20 protein-coding genes, 1 tRNA gene and 1 pseudogene are annotated in these 17,229 nt (G+C 45.9%); 9 read left to right on the top strand and 13 right to left on the bottom strand.

The genetic code is table 11. The annotated features are described in order from the left end of the window. Positions 1–150 precede the first annotated feature (150 nt). Positions 151–612 (top strand): macrodomain Ter protein MatP, encoded by a 462-nt coding sequence (gene matP / locus A8F97_RS04350; protein WP_014700465.1) that lies wholly within the window; start codon positions 151–153, stop codon positions 610–612. Between the two features lie 152 nt (positions 613–764). On the opposite strand, the gene ompA is transcribed toward matP, so the two are convergent. Further along, on the bottom strand, positions 765–1,850 hold the full coding sequence (gene ompA, locus A8F97_RS04355; protein ID WP_015730771.1) for a porin OmpA: 1,086 nt from the start codon (positions 1,848–1,850) through the stop codon (positions 765–767). Between the two features lie 362 nt (positions 1,851–2,212). Then, positions 2,213–2,719, bottom strand: coding sequence for an SOS-induced cell division inhibitor SulA (gene sulA, locus A8F97_RS04360; protein ID WP_033071700.1), 507 nt, complete (start codon positions 2,717–2,719; stop codon positions 2,213–2,215). A 222-nt stretch (positions 2,720–2,941) separates the two neighbouring features. Here sulA and A8F97_RS04365 point away from each other — a divergent pair, with 222 nt between their 5' ends. Next, positions 2,942–3,562 (top strand): TfoX/Sxy family DNA transformation protein, encoded by a 621-nt coding sequence (locus A8F97_RS04365; RefSeq protein ID WP_015730769.1) that lies wholly within the window; start codon positions 2,942–2,944, stop codon positions 3,560–3,562. A 15-nt stretch (positions 3,563–3,577) separates the two neighbouring features. On the opposite strand, the gene yccS is transcribed toward A8F97_RS04365, so the two are convergent. Both yccS and A8F97_RS04375 read right to left on the bottom strand, forming a co-directional pair. Then, complete coding sequence (gene yccS / locus A8F97_RS04370) at positions 3,578–5,713, bottom strand: YccS family putative transporter (protein WP_033071699.1); 2,136 nt, start codon at positions 5,711–5,713, stop codon at positions 3,578–3,580. 20 nt (positions 5,714–5,733) lie between these two features. Next, the gene (locus A8F97_RS04375) at positions 5,734–6,180 is read right to left on the bottom strand and encodes a YccF domain-containing protein (RefSeq protein ID WP_033071698.1); all 447 of its coding nucleotides are present in this window, start codon (positions 6,178–6,180) and stop codon (positions 5,734–5,736) included. A 186-nt stretch (positions 6,181–6,366) separates the two neighbouring features. Between A8F97_RS04375 and helD the strand changes: the two genes are divergently transcribed. Continuing rightward, positions 6,367–8,424 (top strand): DNA helicase IV, encoded by a 2,058-nt coding sequence (gene helD, locus A8F97_RS04380; protein WP_033071697.1) that lies wholly within the window; start codon positions 6,367–6,369, stop codon positions 8,422–8,424. Between the two features lie 78 nt (positions 8,425–8,502). Here helD and A8F97_RS04385 read toward each other — a convergent pair whose 3' ends face one another. Both A8F97_RS04385 and A8F97_RS04390 read right to left on the bottom strand, forming a co-directional pair. After that, positions 8,503–8,961: a methylglyoxal synthase gene (locus A8F97_RS04385; protein WP_015730765.1), complete on the bottom strand. Its 459-nt coding sequence runs from the start codon at positions 8,959–8,961 to the stop codon at positions 8,503–8,505. Positions 8,962–9,098: 137 nt separating this feature from the next. After that, the gene (locus tag A8F97_RS04390) at positions 9,099–9,623 is read right to left on the bottom strand and encodes a DUF2057 family protein (protein WP_014700457.1); all 525 of its coding nucleotides are present in this window, start codon (positions 9,621–9,623) and stop codon (positions 9,099–9,101) included. 195 nt (positions 9,624–9,818) lie between these two features. Between A8F97_RS04390 and A8F97_RS04395 the strand changes: the two genes are divergently transcribed. After that, positions 9,819–10,232 carry a CoA-binding protein gene (locus tag A8F97_RS04395; protein WP_014700456.1) on the top strand — a complete coding sequence of 138 codons (414 nt, stop codon included), beginning with the start codon at positions 9,819–9,821 and terminating at the stop codon, positions 10,230–10,232. A gap of 80 nt (positions 10,233–10,312) precedes the next feature. On the opposite strand, the gene hspQ is transcribed toward A8F97_RS04395, so the two are convergent. Next, positions 10,313–10,621, bottom strand: coding sequence for a heat shock protein HspQ (hspQ, locus tag A8F97_RS04400; protein ID WP_014700455.1), 309 nt, complete (start codon positions 10,619–10,621; stop codon positions 10,313–10,315). Between the two features lie 233 nt (positions 10,622–10,854). Between hspQ and yccX the strand changes: the two genes are divergently transcribed. Continuing rightward, positions 10,855–11,133 (top strand): acylphosphatase, encoded by a 279-nt coding sequence (gene yccX, locus A8F97_RS04405; RefSeq protein WP_033071696.1) that lies wholly within the window; start codon positions 10,855–10,857, stop codon positions 11,131–11,133. A 10-nt stretch (positions 11,134–11,143) separates the two neighbouring features. On the opposite strand, the gene tusE is transcribed toward yccX, so the two are convergent. Continuing rightward, positions 11,144–11,473: a sulfurtransferase TusE gene (gene tusE, locus A8F97_RS04410; protein WP_014700453.1), complete on the bottom strand. Its 330-nt coding sequence runs from the start codon at positions 11,471–11,473 to the stop codon at positions 11,144–11,146. Between the two features lie 111 nt (positions 11,474–11,584). Next, the gene (yccA, locus tag A8F97_RS04415; protein WP_014700452.1) at positions 11,585–12,244 is read right to left on the bottom strand and encodes an FtsH protease modulator YccA; all 660 of its coding nucleotides are present in this window, start codon (positions 12,242–12,244) and stop codon (positions 11,585–11,587) included. Between the two features lie 290 nt (positions 12,245–12,534). Between yccA and A8F97_RS04420 the strand changes: the two genes are divergently transcribed. After that, a tRNA-Ser gene (locus A8F97_RS04420) sits at positions 12,535–12,622 on the top strand. A gap of 370 nt (positions 12,623–12,992) precedes the next feature. Here the strand turns inward: A8F97_RS04420 and A8F97_RS04425 are convergent. Then, entirely contained in the window at positions 12,993–13,208 is a 216-nt protein-coding gene (locus tag A8F97_RS04425; RefSeq protein WP_015730762.1) for a DUF6500 family protein, read from the bottom strand. A 274-nt stretch (positions 13,209–13,482) separates the two neighbouring features. Here A8F97_RS04425 and A8F97_RS04430 point away from each other — a divergent pair, with 274 nt between their 5' ends. Beyond that, complete coding sequence (locus A8F97_RS04430) at positions 13,483–13,683, top strand: transposase (protein ID WP_014700450.1); 201 nt, start codon at positions 13,483–13,485, stop codon at positions 13,681–13,683. 78 nt (positions 13,684–13,761) lie between these two features. Next, positions 13,762–14,058 (top strand): bacteriocin immunity protein, encoded by a 297-nt coding sequence (locus A8F97_RS04435; RefSeq protein ID WP_033072060.1) that lies wholly within the window; start codon positions 13,762–13,764, stop codon positions 14,056–14,058. Between the two features lie 57 nt (positions 14,059–14,115). Here the strand turns inward: A8F97_RS04435 and A8F97_RS04440 are convergent, their stop codons facing one another. The 3 genes and pseudogenes from A8F97_RS04440 to A8F97_RS04455 all read right to left on the bottom strand — a co-directional run bounded on the left by A8F97_RS04440 (position 14,116) and on the right by A8F97_RS04455 (position 16,284). After that, positions 14,116–14,517: an H-NS family histone-like protein gene (locus tag A8F97_RS04440; protein WP_014700448.1), complete on the bottom strand. Its 402-nt coding sequence runs from the start codon at positions 14,515–14,517 to the stop codon at positions 14,116–14,118. Between the two features lie 385 nt (positions 14,518–14,902). After that, a pseudogene (locus A8F97_RS22940) lies at positions 14,903–15,481 on the bottom strand (tyrosine-type recombinase/integrase); the annotation flags it as partial. A 548-nt stretch (positions 15,482–16,029) separates the two neighbouring features. After that, a complete protein-coding gene (locus A8F97_RS04455; protein ID WP_015730758.1) occupies positions 16,030–16,284 on the bottom strand; it encodes a biofilm/acid-resistance regulator YmgB/AriR in 255 nt (84 codons plus the stop codon). A 466-nt stretch (positions 16,285–16,750) separates the two neighbouring features. On the opposite strand from A8F97_RS04455, the gene A8F97_RS04460 reads away from it, so the two are divergent. Next, entirely contained in the window at positions 16,751–17,173 is a 423-nt protein-coding gene (locus tag A8F97_RS04460; protein ID WP_033071694.1) for an NUDIX hydrolase, read from the top strand. Positions 17,174–17,229 lie beyond the last annotated feature (56 nt).

Below are 17,229 nucleotides of genomic sequence, written 5' to 3' on the forward strand. Positions count from 1 at the left end.
AGTCATCTCTCCGTCATCTTTCACACGTTGAAGTTGGATCATGTTTGGCTAATCATCTTAAAAACAGCGAGAGAACTGCCAGAAAGCGGTCAAAATCAGGGAAAACTGTTATGCTGAAAGTAACGTTACGCGGTCACTGAAGAATTTAATATGAAATATCAACAACTAGAAAATCTTGAGTGCGGGTGGAAATGGAAATACCTGGTGAAAAAGCATCGCGAGGGAGAAGCGATTACGCGTTTTCTGGAGCAAAGTGCGGCGGATGATGCTGTGCTGGCATTGCTGAAAATGGAAAACCAGCCAGTGAAAGTGTTGGAGTGGATTGCGCAATGTATGAATCCCACCTTAGAAAATCGTATGAAGCAGACGATCCGCGCACGGCGTAAACGCCATTTTAATGCGGAACACCAACATACGCGTAAGAAATCAATCGATTTGGAATATTTGGTCTGGCAGCGCCTTGCGGCTCTCGCTCAGAGGCGCGGGGTGACCTTGTCAGAAACGATTGTACAGTTAATTGAAGATGCTGAGCATAAAGAGAAATATGCCAGCCAGATGTCGCTGCTCAAGCAGGATCTTAAAGACATTCTGAATAATAAAGACGAAAAATGATTGGTATTTGTTATTTATCTTGCCGAAAAACGGACATAAAAAAGTGCAGGGAGCGTTTTCCAACGTTGCATAGCAACGGCTCGCAGGGTGACGGACAAGAATGTACTCCATAAAAAAAACCTCGCCGAAGCGAGGTTTTTTTCGTTAATAACTTAAGCCTGAGGCTGAGTTACAACGTCTTTGATGCCTTTAACTTCGATCTCTACGCGACGATCCGGTGCCAGGCAGTCAATCAGCGCAGCACGAGGTTTCACGTTGTCACAGGTAGAACCAGTAACTGGTTGAGATTTACCCAAGCCACGAGCAGAGACTTTATTCGCAGGGATACCTTTAGAAACCAGGTAATCCACTACGCTCTGTGCACGTTTTTCAGACAGAGCTTGGTTGTATTGCTCTGAACCTAAACGGTCAGTAAAGCCCAGAACAACAACGGAACCGTCTTTCGGATCCAGAGAGCTCAGTTGAGTGTACAGTTGATCCAGTGATTGCTGGCCTTCTGCTTTCAGCGTTGCTTTGTTGAAGTTGAACAGGACGTCAGATTTCAGGGTGAAACGCTTGGTTTCAACAACTGGAGCTGGTGCCGGGGTTGGAGCTGGAGCAACAACAGGGGCAACACGGTCATCTTGGCCGAAACGGTAAGACAGGCCAACGCTCATCAGCAGGTTGTCTGGACGGGCACCAACGGTACCAGCGTCACCAATGTTGCTTACCCACTGGTAGTCAACACGTGTAGCCCAGTTTTTGTCGATAGCGTATTCAATACCAACAGCAGCCAGCGGAGAAACGCCAGTGTCGTTGTTGTTGAGATGAGTACCGCTTCTGTCTGCGTGGCTGTCAGTGCGCCATACCAAACCGCCCAGACGGGTGTAAACGTCTAGGTCCGGCATCACTGGGTAGCTCAGTTTAGTAGCCAGTTGGATGCCTTGCGCTTTGAAGCTAGCACTGTCTGCTGCATTAGTATCAGAACCAGCATATTTCATGCGGCCTAACCAATCGTAGCCCAGTTCAAAACCCAGATATGGGTTGGCTTGATAACCAACAAACGCACCCGCACCTAACTTGCTTTTGATTGGGTTGTTAACGACACCAGTGTAACCATTGCCGTAGAAACCAGTATCGTGGAATTGAGACACGCCCAGTTTACCACCGGTGTACCAGGTATTGTCTTTAGGAGCTGCTTGCGCGATAGTCGCGAAGCTAGCCAGTGCCACTGCAACTGCGATAGCTGTTTTTTTCATTTTACGCCTCATTATCATCCAAATCGGCAATTAACCTGGAGGGCTAATAAACCTTTGGTTAAAATCCTTTGGTTGGAGACTTTGCCCTTATTTATGACTTACTGTCAGTCAACTGACGTTATAAAAGAGCAACTCCAGCGAGTTAAAGTCTACAACGTGATGAGAAAGTTACAAGTATGATGTGACTTGCGTCATAGGAAAAACGCACGAATCATACACACTTACTAACAAATAGTAGATGGTTTTGACAGATCTTATGCCGTTGGGATGTATTAAATATAGGCAAAAAGCCCGCAGAATACCGCTTTGCGGCGATCTACTGGACATATAACGTGATTAAGCTGAGAAAAATCTTAATTTACTTAATGATACAATGTCGAATGAATTTTAAGGCTGGGAAACAGTCTATAGGCGTCCCCGCTGGCATTTTCTGGGCGCATAATAAAGCCGTATGTATTTCCTGCCTGCGCGGCACCCCGTAACCGAACTTTCTCTTCTTCCGTCAATTCGTGCGGCAGCCAACACAAAACGGCGCTGTAATTTCCTGTCAGTAACGCTCTTTCCATGGCATCAACGGTAAACAAGGGGTTGATGTGGTTGAGTTGCACTATTTTATCCAGCGGCAATCCAGATTGCTCTACCCAAGGGCGACTCAATTTTTGCTGAGGAGAAAGCCATAGTAGCCAGCGAGACTGTGCACCTAGCTGTTGTAAGAGCGGTAGTAACAGGTGTGTGACTATGGGCTGATCGGCGTTGTACACGACTTCGCTGATAATACCGCCCGTGGCAACCGAAGGTTTTGCTGTGTGTTGATTGGTAGAAAACGATGATGACTGGACGTTGTGAGAGCTGATTGATTGCGTACGCATAATGAGTTCCACCCATAGTGTTACTGTATGGATGTACAGTAACTGCTGTGTGCGTGAAAATCAACCTGATTTTTTGAAAGCGCTTCGCATATTCTTTATGCAAGAGATAGTAAACACATTTACTGTTTGAAGCACCCTCGGAGGTGTGGTTAATTATTTGTTCCTGCTACAAATATTTTAACTGTTCAGGAAGAGATCATTTCAATACTAAGGATTATGGCAATGAAGCAATCATGCAAAAAAAGGATTTTGCAATCTCAGCATTCTTTTTCATCTTTAGGGGACATCACTTCGCGTTCCCAATTTGGTGGCTACAGCATCGCAGCAAATAAAACGATTTTTGGATTGGTGTCGGAGGGGGAACTTTATCTTCGCGCCAGTAAAAAAGATGAAAAATATTTTCAGCAGCGTGATATGCCACACCTGATTTATACCAAACGCGGTATGCCGCTACCGCTGAACTACTTTCTTGTTGATGAAGTATTATGGCAAGAACCTGTGCAGTTATTGGCTTTTGCCCGACTGGCGTTGATGGGGGCGCAGTATGATCAAATAGTCAAAAATTCGAGCGGGCGGTTAAAGGATCTTCCGAATCTTAATCACGATATTGAACGTTTACTGTGGAAAGCGGGGATAAAGAATGTTGATGAATTACAGCATTATGGCGCGAAAAATAGCTATCTTGAGTTGCGGAAAGTCCGGGCTAATCTGAGTGTTAATGTGCTATTGGCGCTGGCTGGCGCAATTTGTGGCACGCATCAGGCAGCACTCCCTCACAGCATTCGTAATGAACTTTTGGAGTGGTATAAGAATAATGCGGTTTCCAAAGGGCCAAAACACTAAGCGTTTCCCCCTGTTTTACTGTGCAATCATGTCATTTTTTAGCTGTACGAGTTCGGGTAAGAGGCCGATCAGCAAGCCGATTTGCTGAATCACTAATGACTCTTTACTGTCTGATTCAAGTGAAAGGGATTGAATGCTGGTGGCAATAGTTTCCAATCCCTGATTGATACGTAAACTTTCCTCTTCGCGGCAGTGTAGCGCGTCATCAACATGACACACGGCATCATCCAGACATTGCAGCGTTTCCGATGACGTTATTTTTCCACGGTGTGCGCCGAGCGTTGAGATATAACTTAACAACGTATGATTCAGGCACATGAAACGGAATGCGTTGTCCAGTTTGTTCCTGGTGGCGTGAGGTTCTGAGGACATATTTGACACAACCGATGCCAATTCTGCGTCGCAATTATGTGCATCGCGGCGGGCAATGCGATAAGGCAAGCTATTATCTTTCCCCTGATGATATTGAATCATGATCGCATCAAGATAACGGCAGTTGGCATTTAATGTTTTATTGATAACGGTCGGCAGGCCGCGGAAACGCCAGTCTGGCCAGATAAAGCTCACGGCCGCCCACGCGATGGCACACCCCAACAAGGTATCAATAATACGCGGCACTGCGACTTCAAAGCCTTCGCCCAAGAGGTTGAAACAGAGCAGGACAAGCAGCGTAATAAACATGGTCGCATGCGCGTACTGCACGTTACGAAAGGCGAAAAACAGTACGCCGCTAATGACGATCAGCGTGAGTTGTCCTTCCTGCGAAGGGACGAAGTATAGGATGGGAAGGCCGATTAAAATACCGGTCAATGTCCCGATAACCCTCAACGTCAGTCGTCGGCGAGTGGCGTTATAGTTGGGCTGACAAACGAACAAACTGGTCAGCAGAATCCAGTATCCATGCTGCAAGCCCGTTATTTGAATTAACGCGTAGCCGCTACAAAGCAGCACGGACATACGGATGGCATGACGAAACAGCGCTGATTGAGGCGTCAGGTGCCGACTAATGCGTAAGTGGATATCGCTCCAACCCGTTATGTTTTCATCTGCCAGTGTGTTTTCCGGATTGTTTTCTTGTTCAATGGCCTGCTCGGATTCGATGGTCGCCAACTGAGCATCAATGGCACGCAGATTGTTCAATAGATAAGTGAGCGCCTTAATTTGTGCGGAATCCGCCATGTTGCTGGCAGCGACGCGCGCAATAGCGGATTCGAGATGTACAAACGCTCGCTCAATACGGCTGTCGTGCTGATATTTTTGGTGCAGCAGAATGGATTGCGATAGCTGATGACAGGCTTTGGCCTGCATACTCAACAGACGTTGAAAGCGAAATAAGACATCGCTATAGCGTAATTTTTCACGCAATTGTGGATAGTAAACATGCGACGAGCTGGCACGTTCGTGAATATCCTGAGCGACAAAATAGTAGTGCAGCGTTTGGCGTGTTCCGCGTTGTCCGCGATCGCCACGCAGGCGCGTTAACAATGATGATTTGGTTTGGTTAAGTGTCGCAACCAATTGGCTGTTTGCCATTGCGACATCAATCAAGGGTTTGTTGGTGTCTTCCTCAATATCGGGATCGAATAGATTGGCTTTTGCATCCAGATAGCGGGACAACTGCTGATAACACTGTGCGAGATTGTCCTGTAACGGGCGAATCGGGAATATCAGATGGCCGAGCAGCGTCAGCAGATTGTACCAAGAGGCTCCGATCAACAGCATGATGGGTTGCTGATACCAATTGTCGTAAAGGGATATCCCCAGCATGGTGTAAATCGCGATCAGCAGTGCGCCGAATGCGATCGTCGCATAGCGCTGCCCTAATGCGCCGAGCAGGATAAAGCCACAGGTTGATACCGCCAGACCAATGGCAAACAACCAGGGATAGGGAAAAAGCAATTCGATCGAAACGGAAGCAACAAAAAAACAGGACAGCGTAATAAGCAAATTACGTAAACGCCCGGTGAGGCGATCGTCGAGATCGGTGAGGGCTGCGGCAACAACCCCCAGCGTGACCGGGATCGTCGAGGTTGGCTGGCCTAACCACCAGGGAACGGCCGCCGCACCACTGAGTGCAATAAAGATGCGGATGCTATACAGCCAACTGCTGTTATAGACATAGCGACGAATTCCTGGGACGACGGTGAGCAACGTAATATCCTTAGATGCCGTTAGCGATAGTGGCGGCGGGCATTATTTTCCCGCGCAGCCTGCGCTAATTCGACGGAAACCACGCGGCGTCCGACAGGCCATAGCGCAATGGCAGCAATTTTAAAGTTGGCAATGCCGACAGGAATGCCAATGATCGTAATGCACTGCGCGATACCGGTAATGATATGCGACAGGCAAAGCCACCAGCCAAAGAAAATAAACCAGAAGATATTAAGTAGGGAACCGCCCGCACTGAGAATGGCGCTTTTTTCATCGGGGCGTAGCTCATCAACATGGACGGCTTCATTGCCATAAGGCAAGAGCGACAATTTGGTGATTTCCCAGCATGAACGCGTTAGCGGTAAGGTAAAAATCAGCAGCACGCTGACGACGGTTGCCAGAAGCCAAGCTAATGTGGTGAAAAAACCACCTAGTACGAAATTAAGGATGTTCAACGCAGTACGCATAGTTTCTCCTGTGCTTGCAAGGTAACCAAACTTGCTGATGGTAAAAGAATTATCACATTAAGCATCAGGATATCCTAACCTGTTTTTAAGGCTAGAGCGTGAAGTCCGATAACGGGTAAACTAGGAAACAGAGAAACGCTAACAAATGTACCACTGTCCCTCTCACATAGTCATGGCGCGAACATCATGGAACTGAAATCTACCTCGTTAGGTAAACATCTGGCCCAGCATCCTTACAACCGGGTGCGGTTACTGAATGCCGGTGTCGAAGTGAGCGGCGATAAGCATGAATACCTAATTCCTTTTAATCAGTTGCTGAGTATTCACTGTAAAAGAGGCTTGGTGTGGGGTGAGTTAGAGTTTGAGTTGCCCGCCGGAAAAGTGGTGCGTTTGCACGGCACGGAGTGGCAGGAAACGCAGGCTTTTTACCGCCACCTTCTCAAATCCTGGCTTGGCTGGAGCGAGGAGATGAGTCTGATCAGTGCTGAGGTTTTGCTGCGTCAAATGGACAGCATTCATATGCTGACGCAGCAGGATAAATGGTTTAGTCGTCATGCTCTATTAACGTTGCAGAGTGCTATCCGCAATTCTCTGGAGTCTCTGCCTCTCCCCGTTGAACGGCTTGATACCTTTGATAACTGCCGTGATAGCTACCAACATTGCGTGCGTTGGCTTGAGCAGGGCGATGAGATGCGTACTGCGGAGAATCAGGCATGGATGGATCGCACGCTGGCGGCTGAGCAGCCTTTCTTTGAAACGGTGGAGAGTTCGCCATTAAATGTGTCTCAGAGTAAAGCCGTGATTAATGGCGAAGAGGGCGTACTGGTGCTGGCAGGGGCTGGCAGTGGTAAAACGTCTGTGCTGGTGGCTCGTGCAGCCTGGTTAATGCATCGTCAAGAGGCGGCACCCGATCAGATTTTGCTGCTGGCATTTGGTCGTAAAGCGGCGGAAGAGATGAATGAACGCATTCTTGAGCGGCTCAATACCGATGAAATTCAGGCTAAGACATTCCATGCGCTGGCATTGCACATCATTCAGCAGGCTAGCCGCAAGGCCCCGATGATAAGTCAGCTTGAAAGTGATGCGAAACAGCGCCGTGAACTGTTGATTTCTCACTGGCAACAGCAATGTGCTGAGAAAAAAACGCAGGCTAACGGATGGCGACGTTGGTTAACGGAAGAGCTAGAGTGGGATGTACCAGAAGGCGATTTTTGGAATGACTCGATGCTGGCGGGGCGGTTGGCTGGACGACTTGAGCGCTGGCTGGGATTGATGCGTATGCACGGTGGTAGCCAAAGCGAAATGGTCGAACAAGCGCCAGAATCGATTAGGGCTGAATTTCAGCAACGTATTCGCCTGATGGCACCGTTATTGAAAGTCTGGAAAAAAGCGCTTAAGGACGAAAACGCGGTCGACTTCTCCGGCCTCATCCATCAGGCAGTGAACTTGCTGGATAAAGGGCGTTTTGTCAGTCCCTGGAAACATATTCTGGTCGATGAATTTCAGGATATTTCGCCACAGCGTGCGAGTTTGCTTGCTGCTCTGCGGCGACAAAATAGCCGTACCTGCCTTTTTGCCGTGGGAGATGACTGGCAGGCAATTTATCGTTTCAGCGGCGCGGAGTTGGCGTTAACGACAGCATTTGAACAGCATTTTGGCGTAGGCGAACAGTGTGCGCTAGATACGACCTATCGGTTTAATGAACGCATTGGTGAGATTGCCAACACGTTCATACAGCAAAACCCGTATCAGTTAAAGAAGCCGCTTAATAGCTTGAGCAAGGGGGATAAAAAAGCGGTGACTATCCTGCCTCAGGATCAGTTTGAACCACTCTTGGATAAGCTGAGCGGTTTTGCTAAAGCTGATGAACGCATTCTCGTGCTTGCCCGCTATCACCATTTACGCCCTGCGGTTTTAGAGAAGGCTGCGACCAAATGGCCGAATTTACACATTGATTTCATGACGGTGCATGCCAGTAAAGGGCAGCAGGCTGAGTATGTCATTATCGTAGGGTTGCATGAGGGCAAAGATGGTTTCCCGGCTCCGGCAAGAGAATCGGTGATTGAGGCAGTGCTGCTACCTGATCCTGAAAATTTTCCCGATGCGGAAGAGCGTCGCTTGCTGTATGTCGCGTTGACGAGGGCAAAGCATCGCGTCTGGCTGTTACAGGACGTGACTAACCCTTCAGTGTTTGTTGAGTCTCTTCGGCGTTTAGGCGTGCCAGCACAGCGTAAGCCAGGATAAGGAAAAATAGAGAAATGGGGCTGTAGAGATCAGCGTCGGGTGTGCAACTCGCCGCTGATCTATTTTTATGTGTTAGTGCTATTTGAGGCGGTCTTGCAGGTAGCGCTGATAATCAGGGATGGCTATCTGAACCGATTCGTTAAACAGCGCAGAATTAATCAGGAAATCCGCCGTTGCACGGTTGGTGGCAACAGGAATGTTCCAGACGGTGGCGAGTCTCAGCAGCGCTTTTACATCGGGATCGTGTGGTACGGCGTTAAGTGGGTCCCAAAAGAAGATCATTAAATCAATTTTCCCTTCGGAGATGAGTGCGCCAACTTGTTGGTCGCCCCCCATTGGCCCACTCAGCATGCTTTTTACGGGCAGACCCGTATTTAACTGAATCAGGTTCCCGGTGGTGCCAGTGGCGTAAAGCGTGTGCTCTTTGAGCTGTTCTTTATTCGTACCAACCCAATCCAGTAAGGATTGTTTACAGTGGTCGTGTGCTACCAGCGCAATATGTTTTTGCGCGGGGATGGTACGGGTGGTGAACTCCATGGTTACGTCCTTCAATCTGGTGTAGTAAAGCTGACGCTAGGGTACAGACAGATTACGGAAACGCTGTTTCAGTGCAAAGCGATAAAAGCAGGAAAAGGCGAACGGATAGCAAAAATCTGATGTAACTGCGCGTTAAATCACCAGGTTACGGATTCATTCAGTGCGCTAGCAAAACCTGCAACTGAAGCCCCTTTTGCTGCTGCATTGTATTCCGACATTTTTCGCTCTATATCGAGTAGCTCATTGTCTGCGATTACAAGTGCATCGGTACGCACGGGGATAGCCTGATTTTTTTCATCAAGCAATTGATATTGGGGAAGGGCTGTGAAGTTTTTGCGATCCTGAAGGGTTTGCAGCGGCGGTAGCTTAAATGACACCGATGCCACTTTTTCGGTGTTAAAGGTGGCAATAAATGTTGAAGGAAAATAGGTCGCTGGTGCGCCAGTCTGAGTATCGACAGTATCTACAACTTTGAACAAGATCTGATGTTGTCCACTGCCAAGCGCGAGGCTATCGGCACCCTTCAGCAACGAGCCTGACATCCTCTGCCCGTCAACCATCAGGAGATCGATTTTCTGATCTAATTTCAACGTTGTTGCCGCAATTGCCGAGGTGCTTAAACCTGCAATAAAAAGGCAGACAGTGATGAAGCCGAATTTCATAATTTTCTCAGATGGTACGTCATTCGAGTATTGTTGAGGAATTGTCTGAATGTGTCAAAGGTTTCAATTTGAAACAGGCTGTTATGGCATTTTTCGTGCCATGCTGCATTAGGTCACGGATGCTGTAAGCCATTTCACGCCATTCGTTGAATGTAAGATACACTGTAATAAATCACGCAAGAGAGGCTGAATAGCATGAATGACAGTGATATTGAATCGGTACTGAAAACGGTAAAAACCATTGCGTTAGTGGGTGCCAGCGATAAACCGTCCCGTCCAAGTTATGGTGTAATGGCGTATTTACTAGAGCAAGGCTATGACGTCATACCCGTCAGCCCCAAGCTGGCTGGGCAGACCCTCTTAGGGCAAAAAGCGTATGTCAGCTTGGCGGACATTCCTAACCCTGTTGATATGGTCGATGTTTTTCGTCAGCCAGAGGCGGCTTATGAAGTGGCTAAAGAGGCTATCGCCATCGGTGCCACTGTCCTGTGGTTGCAGATTGGCGTCATTAATGAGCAAGCGGCAATTTTGGCCCATGATGCAGGGCTGAAAGTTGTGATGGATCGTTGCCCTAAAATTGAAATCCCACGGCTGGGTTTGGATAAATAAGTGGTAGGCACTGGGCGATGTTGAATATCACAACATCGCCGATACCTGATAGTGGCGCCAATCCCCGCTTTTGATAAAAATTAGTGGCGCAACTGGGGGACACGACGTTGAATGACCTCAGCTAATTCATTTAACGAAGGGTGATCGTGCTCAGAAAGCTCCTCCTTCATCAACTGTGCCTCCGCTAAATAAGTATGTATCGGTTGGCCTTCGTCATCTTCCATCACCACGTGATACCACGGTTCGGATCGTGGTGTGTCATTGCCGCTAATTTCTTCCCAGGTAGGTGTTTCTAGTGAATATTCGGGATCAATATCAATAATGATCCCTGGAAAACCCAGGAGTTTATGACGAATCTGTTGTCCGATGCCGAATTTGCTGATGATCATATAACCCCCTGGAAATTGATTATACTTTCTACATCGCTACGGATGTTGCGGGGAGAGGATAGCCGCATCCGATAACGTTTTTAACGTTCAGAGGTTTTTTCAAGTGATGATGCCATGTGCCGTTAGTGCGTCACAGGTTGAACACATTATTAACAGTATGGTGTAAATTTTTAGAAGATACAGTCCGGCTAATAAATGTTGTTTGGCGGCTTGGGGTGAAAAAGGTGGGGAAGATGACAACAATAGCAATGGCGGCCTATGTCTATGGTGTGGTTCAGGGTGTCGGTTTTCGTTACAGTACGCAACGTCAGGCAAGGCAACTTGGTCTCAATGGGTACGCACGCAATTGTAATGATGGCAGCGTGGAAGTGGTGGCAAGCGGTGAACCTTATGCGGTAGACGCGTTGATTGAGTGGCTGAAGCAAGGAGGCCCACGAAGCGCCAGAGTTGATAAGGTGCTTATTGAGCCACATGGCAAGATAGACTACGAAGGCTTTGCGATCCGCTATTGAAACGGGGAAGCTAGATGCATTTCACTGGTTTGGGTAAGCCCGCGATTTTGGTTGCTTGTTTTGCCGGCCCTTTTGGAAACAGTTTATACAGATAGCGACTATTTCCTTTCTCTTCACCGTATTTTTGCGCCATCGCTTTAACTAACATACGTATAGCGGGTGAGGTGTTGAACTCCTGATAAAAATTTCGCACGAACCGGACGACTTCCCAATGTGGTTCTGTCAACGCGATGCCTTCCTGTTCAGCTAGCGCGAGAGCTAATGCTTCACTCCACGTTGTGCTGTCCATCAGGTAACCCTGTGCGTCTGTTGCTATCGTTTGCCCTTCAAACTTCAACATCTTCTCTCCACCTACGATATCTCAGCCCGCAGTTTAACAAATTTTCCTGTCTGCACTGGAATAAAAAAAGCCCCAAAATTGGGGCTTTCTCGGTACGGTGATCAATGAGGCTTAATCGTTACGCATGATGCCCAAGATGCTTAACAGACTAACGAAGATATTGTATATCGCGACATACAGGCTAACTGTTGCACGGATGTAGTTAGTTTCGCCGCCGTGGATGATGTTGCTGGTCTCCCACAGAATGGCCCCTGCAGAGAACAGGATAAACAGGGCGCTGATTGCCAAATGCAATGCCGGGATCTGTAAGAACAGATTCGCAATAACGGCAACAATCAGAACAACAAACCCTGCCATCATCATGCCAGACAGGAAGGACATATCCTTACGCGTTGTTAAGACATAGGCTGAACAGGAGAAGAACACCAGAGCCGTACCGCCAAGCGCCAGCATGACAATGTCACCTGCGCCAGAAGAAATCAGCGAGTTTAAGATTGGGCCTAGTGTATAGCCCATAAATCCAGTCAGTGCGAATGCAGCCAAAATACCAGCAGGGCTGTTCGCTAATTTATGTGTCAGGAACATCAGACCATAAAACCCAACTAGCATCAGAATTAAACCCGGTGCGGGCAGGTTAAGTACGGTACTTGCCGTTGCAGTAACGGCTGAAAAACCCAGCGTCAGCGACAGCAGGAAATAGGTGTTGCGCAGCACTTTGTGAGTACTGAGTAACGAACTTTCACGGGTAGAAGAAACAACAATGCGATCCATATCAGCGACTCTCTCTTAAGGGTGCTATTATTCAATGTCAAAGAATAAATAGTTTCAAGACGTTATTAAAGATGGTTTACCCTTCTTTACGCTGCAAAATTTGTCATGGCTCTGTACCTGCGTTCGTGTTTTGTCCTGCCCTTCTTATAATGGTGGGGATAAATTGCTCTATTTCATGCATGGTGTGACGGTTTTGCGCTCAATTAGGTTGTGTTAGGTTGTTTTTCAGGCAATTGAGCGCCGTGATGCTTTACAAGATCTCACACACTGTTTATAGTTCGCGTCATTGCGGAGGAGTGGCCGAGTGGTTGAAGGCACCGGTCTTGAAAACCGGCGACGCGAAAGTGTTCTAGAGTTCGAATCTCTACTCCTCCGCCACGAATTCAATAGAATCAATAGCTTATTAATTTTTTTTGATTCTGTCCTGCATAAAGTGCAGCATAAAAGCTTCCTTAATCGGAGGCTTTTTTGTTTCTGGCCTACCTGTTTTTTTCATCTTATTTCCCTTGATGATCGGCTCATCTCCTCTTGTCCATATCGTCAAAAATTCATCTTTACCTGTTGCCAGGCGTTGAAATCAATAGAAAATGGATTGAGAGATTTCTGCTAACAATTAGGAAGGGAAGCGAGTGAAAGCCAGCGAAGTCATGAAAGTGGTAAAGCAGTAGTTCAATCTGAGTAAAAAATTAATCATAACATCACGAGTTGTGAACAGCCTTGCCGAAGACCACGTAGCTCGAATGGTTTATTACATGGACGAAACGAGGGATTTTATCTTTTCAGCCTTTTCAAAGTGATCCAGTTTCATCTCTATAATCCACCAATGTGCAACCTCCATCAGCAGTTCCGGGTCATCATTTTTATTGGCAAAAAAAGCATAAAACGACAGCCCTACATTGTTGCCCTTAGCCACAATTTTTGCCTCACACGTTTTGATGATCTTTTCCTTCATTTCTACTCTCACGTTCTCTCCTTTTACCATCATATCTGTACACCACAATACTTGCATGTTTCTCAGGACTTTTCTTATAGGCTACGACTTTTCGACTGAAAACCCGAAAAACGTGTCTGTATCAGCGCCAGAATAGCTATTCACTGAGGTGAATGACCGTGATTTCTGTGCTTGATAAGAGATGATATCGCTAAAAGGATGTGCATAGAAAGTGGAGTTTGGTGTGATCTGTCCTTAATTTAGTGCCCACCTTGTTTTCAAATCAGTCAACGAAAGCGAGGTCACTATGACGAGACAACAATATACCCCGGAGTTCAAGCGCAGAGCCGTGGCGTTACTGCTCGAAAGCGGCAAGTCTGTTGCCCGTATGGCACAGGAGCTTGATATCAAAGAGAACACGCTCTACAACTGGAAAAAACTCTATCGCCGTCGCAAGCACTCGACGCTGGGTTATCAAACGCTGGTGGATTATGAAATGGCAGCATAATTAGGTGGGTATAATTTCAGGGACAGATCATTGTTACCCCTAAGCTGCATGATGAAATTCATTATCGGAGATAGTTTCATGAAATATATAGTTCTAAAAGATAAAATTTCTGAATACACTGAGGATGAGTTTGTTTCCTTATTGAAGGAGTTCAAGAAAAGTACTCGACAGGCTAAAATGCTCAAGGGGAAAAATTTAGAAAAATATCTTGATGATTTGTTGAGTGATTTTATTTTAGTTAGTGAGCATCCAGAAGAAGGGGATTTAATTGCTTATCCAGAAACGCCTGAAGATGGAGAGCCAGAACGAATTTTTTCTATTGTTAAGGAGTGGAGAAAATCTCAAGGTCTTCCATTATTTAAAGACTCTGAGTAATGAATGTTTATTCGGCCTGCACCCTATAATAAATAGGGTTGCAGGCTGATACGTGCATCAGATCTTAAACTCTTCCAGCTTTTTACCGCTTTCAATAGCAGCAGCAATCGCTTTAGGTGTACGCCCCTGACCTGTCCATAATTTTTCATTGCCGTTTTCATCGACATATTTATATTTGGCAGGGCGAGGCTCACGTTTGGATTTTGTTGACTTGGCAGTAGAAGCAGAACCAAGCAATTCAGATGGATCAATACCATCTTCCAGAAGTTGAGCACGAAGGGCTTCAATTTTGGCCTGACGTTCAGCATTTTGTTGCTGCGCGCTAGCTTCTTCTTCACGGCGATCTTCTACAATCACAGTGAGCTTTTCCAGCATTTCCTCCAATGTCACCAGATCGATTTCACGCGCCTGAGCACGCAGAGTACGAATATTGTTTAATACTTTTAGTGCTTCACTCATAATTTATTATCCTGAAATCTATTTATCGAATTAATCATAAGAGGTGTGAGCTAAATTAGCAACATTAAAAAATAAATATAACATCCCAGATACTTGTCAACATAAAATAAATTTATTATCTCCTCAGTATACGTAAAAATTTCAGGGGGAATTATGTCATTCAGTAAAACAAGATGGCTATGCATATTTTTAGTCAGTGGGTTTACATCACAAGCACTATCAGTCGATAGCCTTTTTAAAGCTCCGTCGGCAGTATCTATTTATTGGAATACAACCCAGCATATAGTGGTGCAAACGTTCTAAAACTCACGCTAAGCCATGTGCCAGATAAATCCTGTGCGACATTGGCGACGCAATTAGCAGGCCAATATGTTGAAGTGCTGGTCGCGTAGCCCAGCACAATCTCAATGCGTCCACGAAGACGGCTTGCCGTTTCATTTTTGGTTAACCAGATAGGTTCCAGTATGGCTAAAAGATCGGCTTTCATTATTTCGCTAACGGCCTTTTGACCAATAAATGGATAAGCATAGGTTTCCAGCGTGGAACGCCACTGAGCGATGTGTTTTTGTTCTTTAGCTCCTTGGACTTAATTTCGATAACATCTGCAGCACATTCGGCAAAAGTCCTTTTCTTATATGCCAGTTTTTCTTGTTGCGCTCTGGAGGCATGTTTTCCCTCAAGTGGGTTAATACCATCACGGATTTGCTTACGCCGTTCACGCGCTTTGTCTCGGGCTTCAGCTAATGACGCTTCGGGGTAGGGGCCAAGACCCATGTTCAAGCGTCCTGGAATGGTTCTACCGAGTGCGTTAACTCTGACACCCATCGCCACGCAAAGGATCCATGAACGGGATTGCCCTCTGATGCGAAGATATAAACCGTCAACGCCACCAACAGCATAGGCTCCTTCTGTTTTTTAATCTTGATACAGCAAGTCCTGAAAGTTCCTTGGCTTTCTTTGGCATAGTGAAATCCTGTCATACAACCCGCCATGCATACGGTACTGCATAAAATGCCTGATTGAGATGAATTTAGCAACACGTCCCCGAACAAAGAAATAAATATAACATATTGTTTTATATATAAAAATGTCACATCGTGGGGCGAATTTGGACCTTGAAAAAAACGGACTACTCCTTCCGCCAAAAAATTCAACGGGTTAGCTTAGGTTAACCCGTTTTCGTTTCTGTGGTCGAAATTTGATATAGTCTTTTTTATTGTGGAGTTGTTATTTCTGCCAGAGACGGTATGTGTTAGGCGGTTTAAATCTGTGTGGGAGTTATTCATCGCTTATTTATTCGTGAATGAACACTAACGATTAGCAAAAAAATAAATATATTTCATATCGAGTTTTAAGTATACCTACTCGTAATAGGCAGTAGTATGGCAATGAATGTATTTTCATTATTTCGACTTAGTCTATTTATTACCGACGTCGCTGTTCGTTAAATAATATGACATCTCAATAATACGAAAACCTTATGGAGGTAATAATGGACGTATTGATAGGTCGTTAAATCAGGAAATCGTCCTGAGTTTTATAAACCACTAACTCCAGCAACGTTCGGTATTTTTCCTGAAAAGCGATATTGGCCTCTTTTTCAATTTTTTTAACTAATTGGGCAATGATGGCCTTGTTACTAACGGAGTGACCGGATCGAATGATTTCTTCCACGATGTTACCGAGTATCTCCATATCACTGGCCTGAGAGTCAAGACCAAGATCACCTGATGTTGGGAGTTCGTCTGGGGGCACCTCTGGATGCATTGCTTTTCCTCACTTTCGCACTTTGGACTGAGTTTATGCACACGCTGCCAGACAGTGCTAATACACTATCCACCGAGTATGAAGAAACAGTTAGTTAACTTTAGCGCATCACGTGCATAAAACCAGTCGATAAGATAAATAAATACGGGATTACTCAGTAACTCGTAAGATCGTGAAAGAATGACGGCGATCAATGTCAGGTGAATAAATATGAAATTGCTATTTCCCACCAATAGTATGTCTGAAATAATTATACGAGATAGCATGACTTCAATGAGTTAAGCATTACGAGAGGGAGGGGGATAGAAGAAAAAGTTAACTGAATATAAAGACTGTTAATGTATTTTGATCTCGTCCTACAGATTTTTATCTGTACAAGGAGATGGCATCTTTCTGTGATACACACCATTTTATAAAAAATGTCTTTTTATCCCACATAGTGCGGTTGTTTACCTGGAGCGTTGGCATGCGAAAGATCAGATCAAAAGCAGTTTGTCTTTTCCGGAATAATAACAAAATTCTACTAGCTGAAGGGTATGATCCCATAAAAGATGAGCATTATGTGTTGCCACTCGGTGGTGGTATTGAATTTGGCGAGTCGTCGCAGGCGGCTGCTGAGAGGGAAGTCCTGGAAGAAATTAGTGCCGCAACCCAAGGTTTTTCGCTATTGGGTGTTTCAGAAAATATCTTTTCCTACAATGGTAAACCGGGGCATGAAATTGTCTTTGTCTATGAAGCCCGTTTTCAGGATGAATCGCTTTATCAGCAAGATATCATTCATGGTATCGAGACAAATGGTGTTCCGATTGTTACTCGCTGGTTTGATATTGATTTGCTGCGATCCGGGAAAATCAACTTTTATCCTCACGGTATAGTAGACATGATCTAGCGGGTATCTAACTGTTGGGATGATGGTACGCTACTGCCTCCGTGATGATGATATTA

This window comes from Pectobacterium parmentieri, assembly GCF_001742145.1.
GTDB lineage: Bacteria > Pseudomonadota > Gammaproteobacteria > Enterobacterales > Enterobacteriaceae > Pectobacterium > Pectobacterium parmentieri.

Bases quoted from the DNA above. Each gene is read 5' to 3' on its own strand.
- matP (WP_014700465.1), top strand. From the start codon at position 151: ATGAAATATCAACAACTAGAAAATCTTGAGTGCGGGTGGAAATGGAAA.
- ompA (WP_015730771.1), bottom strand. From the start codon at position 1,850: ATGAAAAAAACAGCTATCGCAGTTGCAGTGGCACTGGCTAGCTTCGCG.
- sulA (WP_033071700.1), bottom strand. From the start codon at position 2,719: ATGCGTACGCAATCAATCAGCTCTCACAACGTCCAGTCATCATCGTTT.
- A8F97_RS04365 (WP_015730769.1), top strand. From the start codon at position 2,942: ATGAAGCAATCATGCAAAAAAAGGATTTTGCAATCTCAGCATTCTTTT.
- A8F97_RS04375 (WP_033071698.1), bottom strand. From the start codon at position 6,180: ATGCGTACTGCGTTGAACATCCTTAATTTCGTACTAGGTGGTTTTTTC.
- helD (WP_033071697.1), top strand. From the start codon at position 6,367: ATGGAACTGAAATCTACCTCGTTAGGTAAACATCTGGCCCAGCATCCT.
- A8F97_RS04385 (WP_015730765.1), bottom strand. From the start codon at position 8,961: ATGGAGTTCACCACCCGTACCATCCCCGCGCAAAAACATATTGCGCTG.
- A8F97_RS04390 (WP_014700457.1), bottom strand. From the start codon at position 9,623: ATGAAATTCGGCTTCATCACTGTCTGCCTTTTTATTGCAGGTTTAAGC.
- A8F97_RS04395 (WP_014700456.1), top strand. From the start codon at position 9,819: ATGAATGACAGTGATATTGAATCGGTACTGAAAACGGTAAAAACCATT.
- hspQ (WP_014700455.1), bottom strand. From the start codon at position 10,621: ATGATCATCAGCAAATTCGGCATCGGACAACAGATTCGTCATAAACTC.
- yccX (WP_033071696.1), top strand. From the start codon at position 10,855: ATGACAACAATAGCAATGGCGGCCTATGTCTATGGTGTGGTTCAGGGT.
- tusE (WP_014700453.1), bottom strand. From the start codon at position 11,473: ATGTTGAAGTTTGAAGGGCAAACGATAGCAACAGACGCACAGGGTTAC.
- yccA (WP_014700452.1), bottom strand. From the start codon at position 12,244: ATGGATCGCATTGTTGTTTCTTCTACCCGTGAAAGTTCGTTACTCAGT.
- A8F97_RS04430 (WP_014700450.1), top strand. From the start codon at position 13,483: ATGACGAGACAACAATATACCCCGGAGTTCAAGCGCAGAGCCGTGGCG.
- A8F97_RS04435 (WP_033072060.1), top strand. From the start codon at position 13,762: ATGAAATATATAGTTCTAAAAGATAAAATTTCTGAATACACTGAGGAT.
- A8F97_RS04440 (WP_014700448.1), bottom strand. From the start codon at position 14,517: ATGAGTGAAGCACTAAAAGTATTAAACAATATTCGTACTCTGCGTGCT.
- A8F97_RS04455 (WP_015730758.1), bottom strand. From the start codon at position 16,284: ATGCATCCAGAGGTGCCCCCAGACGAACTCCCAACATCAGGTGATCTT.
- A8F97_RS04460 (WP_033071694.1), top strand. From the start codon at position 16,751: ATGCGAAAGATCAGATCAAAAGCAGTTTGTCTTTTCCGGAATAATAAC.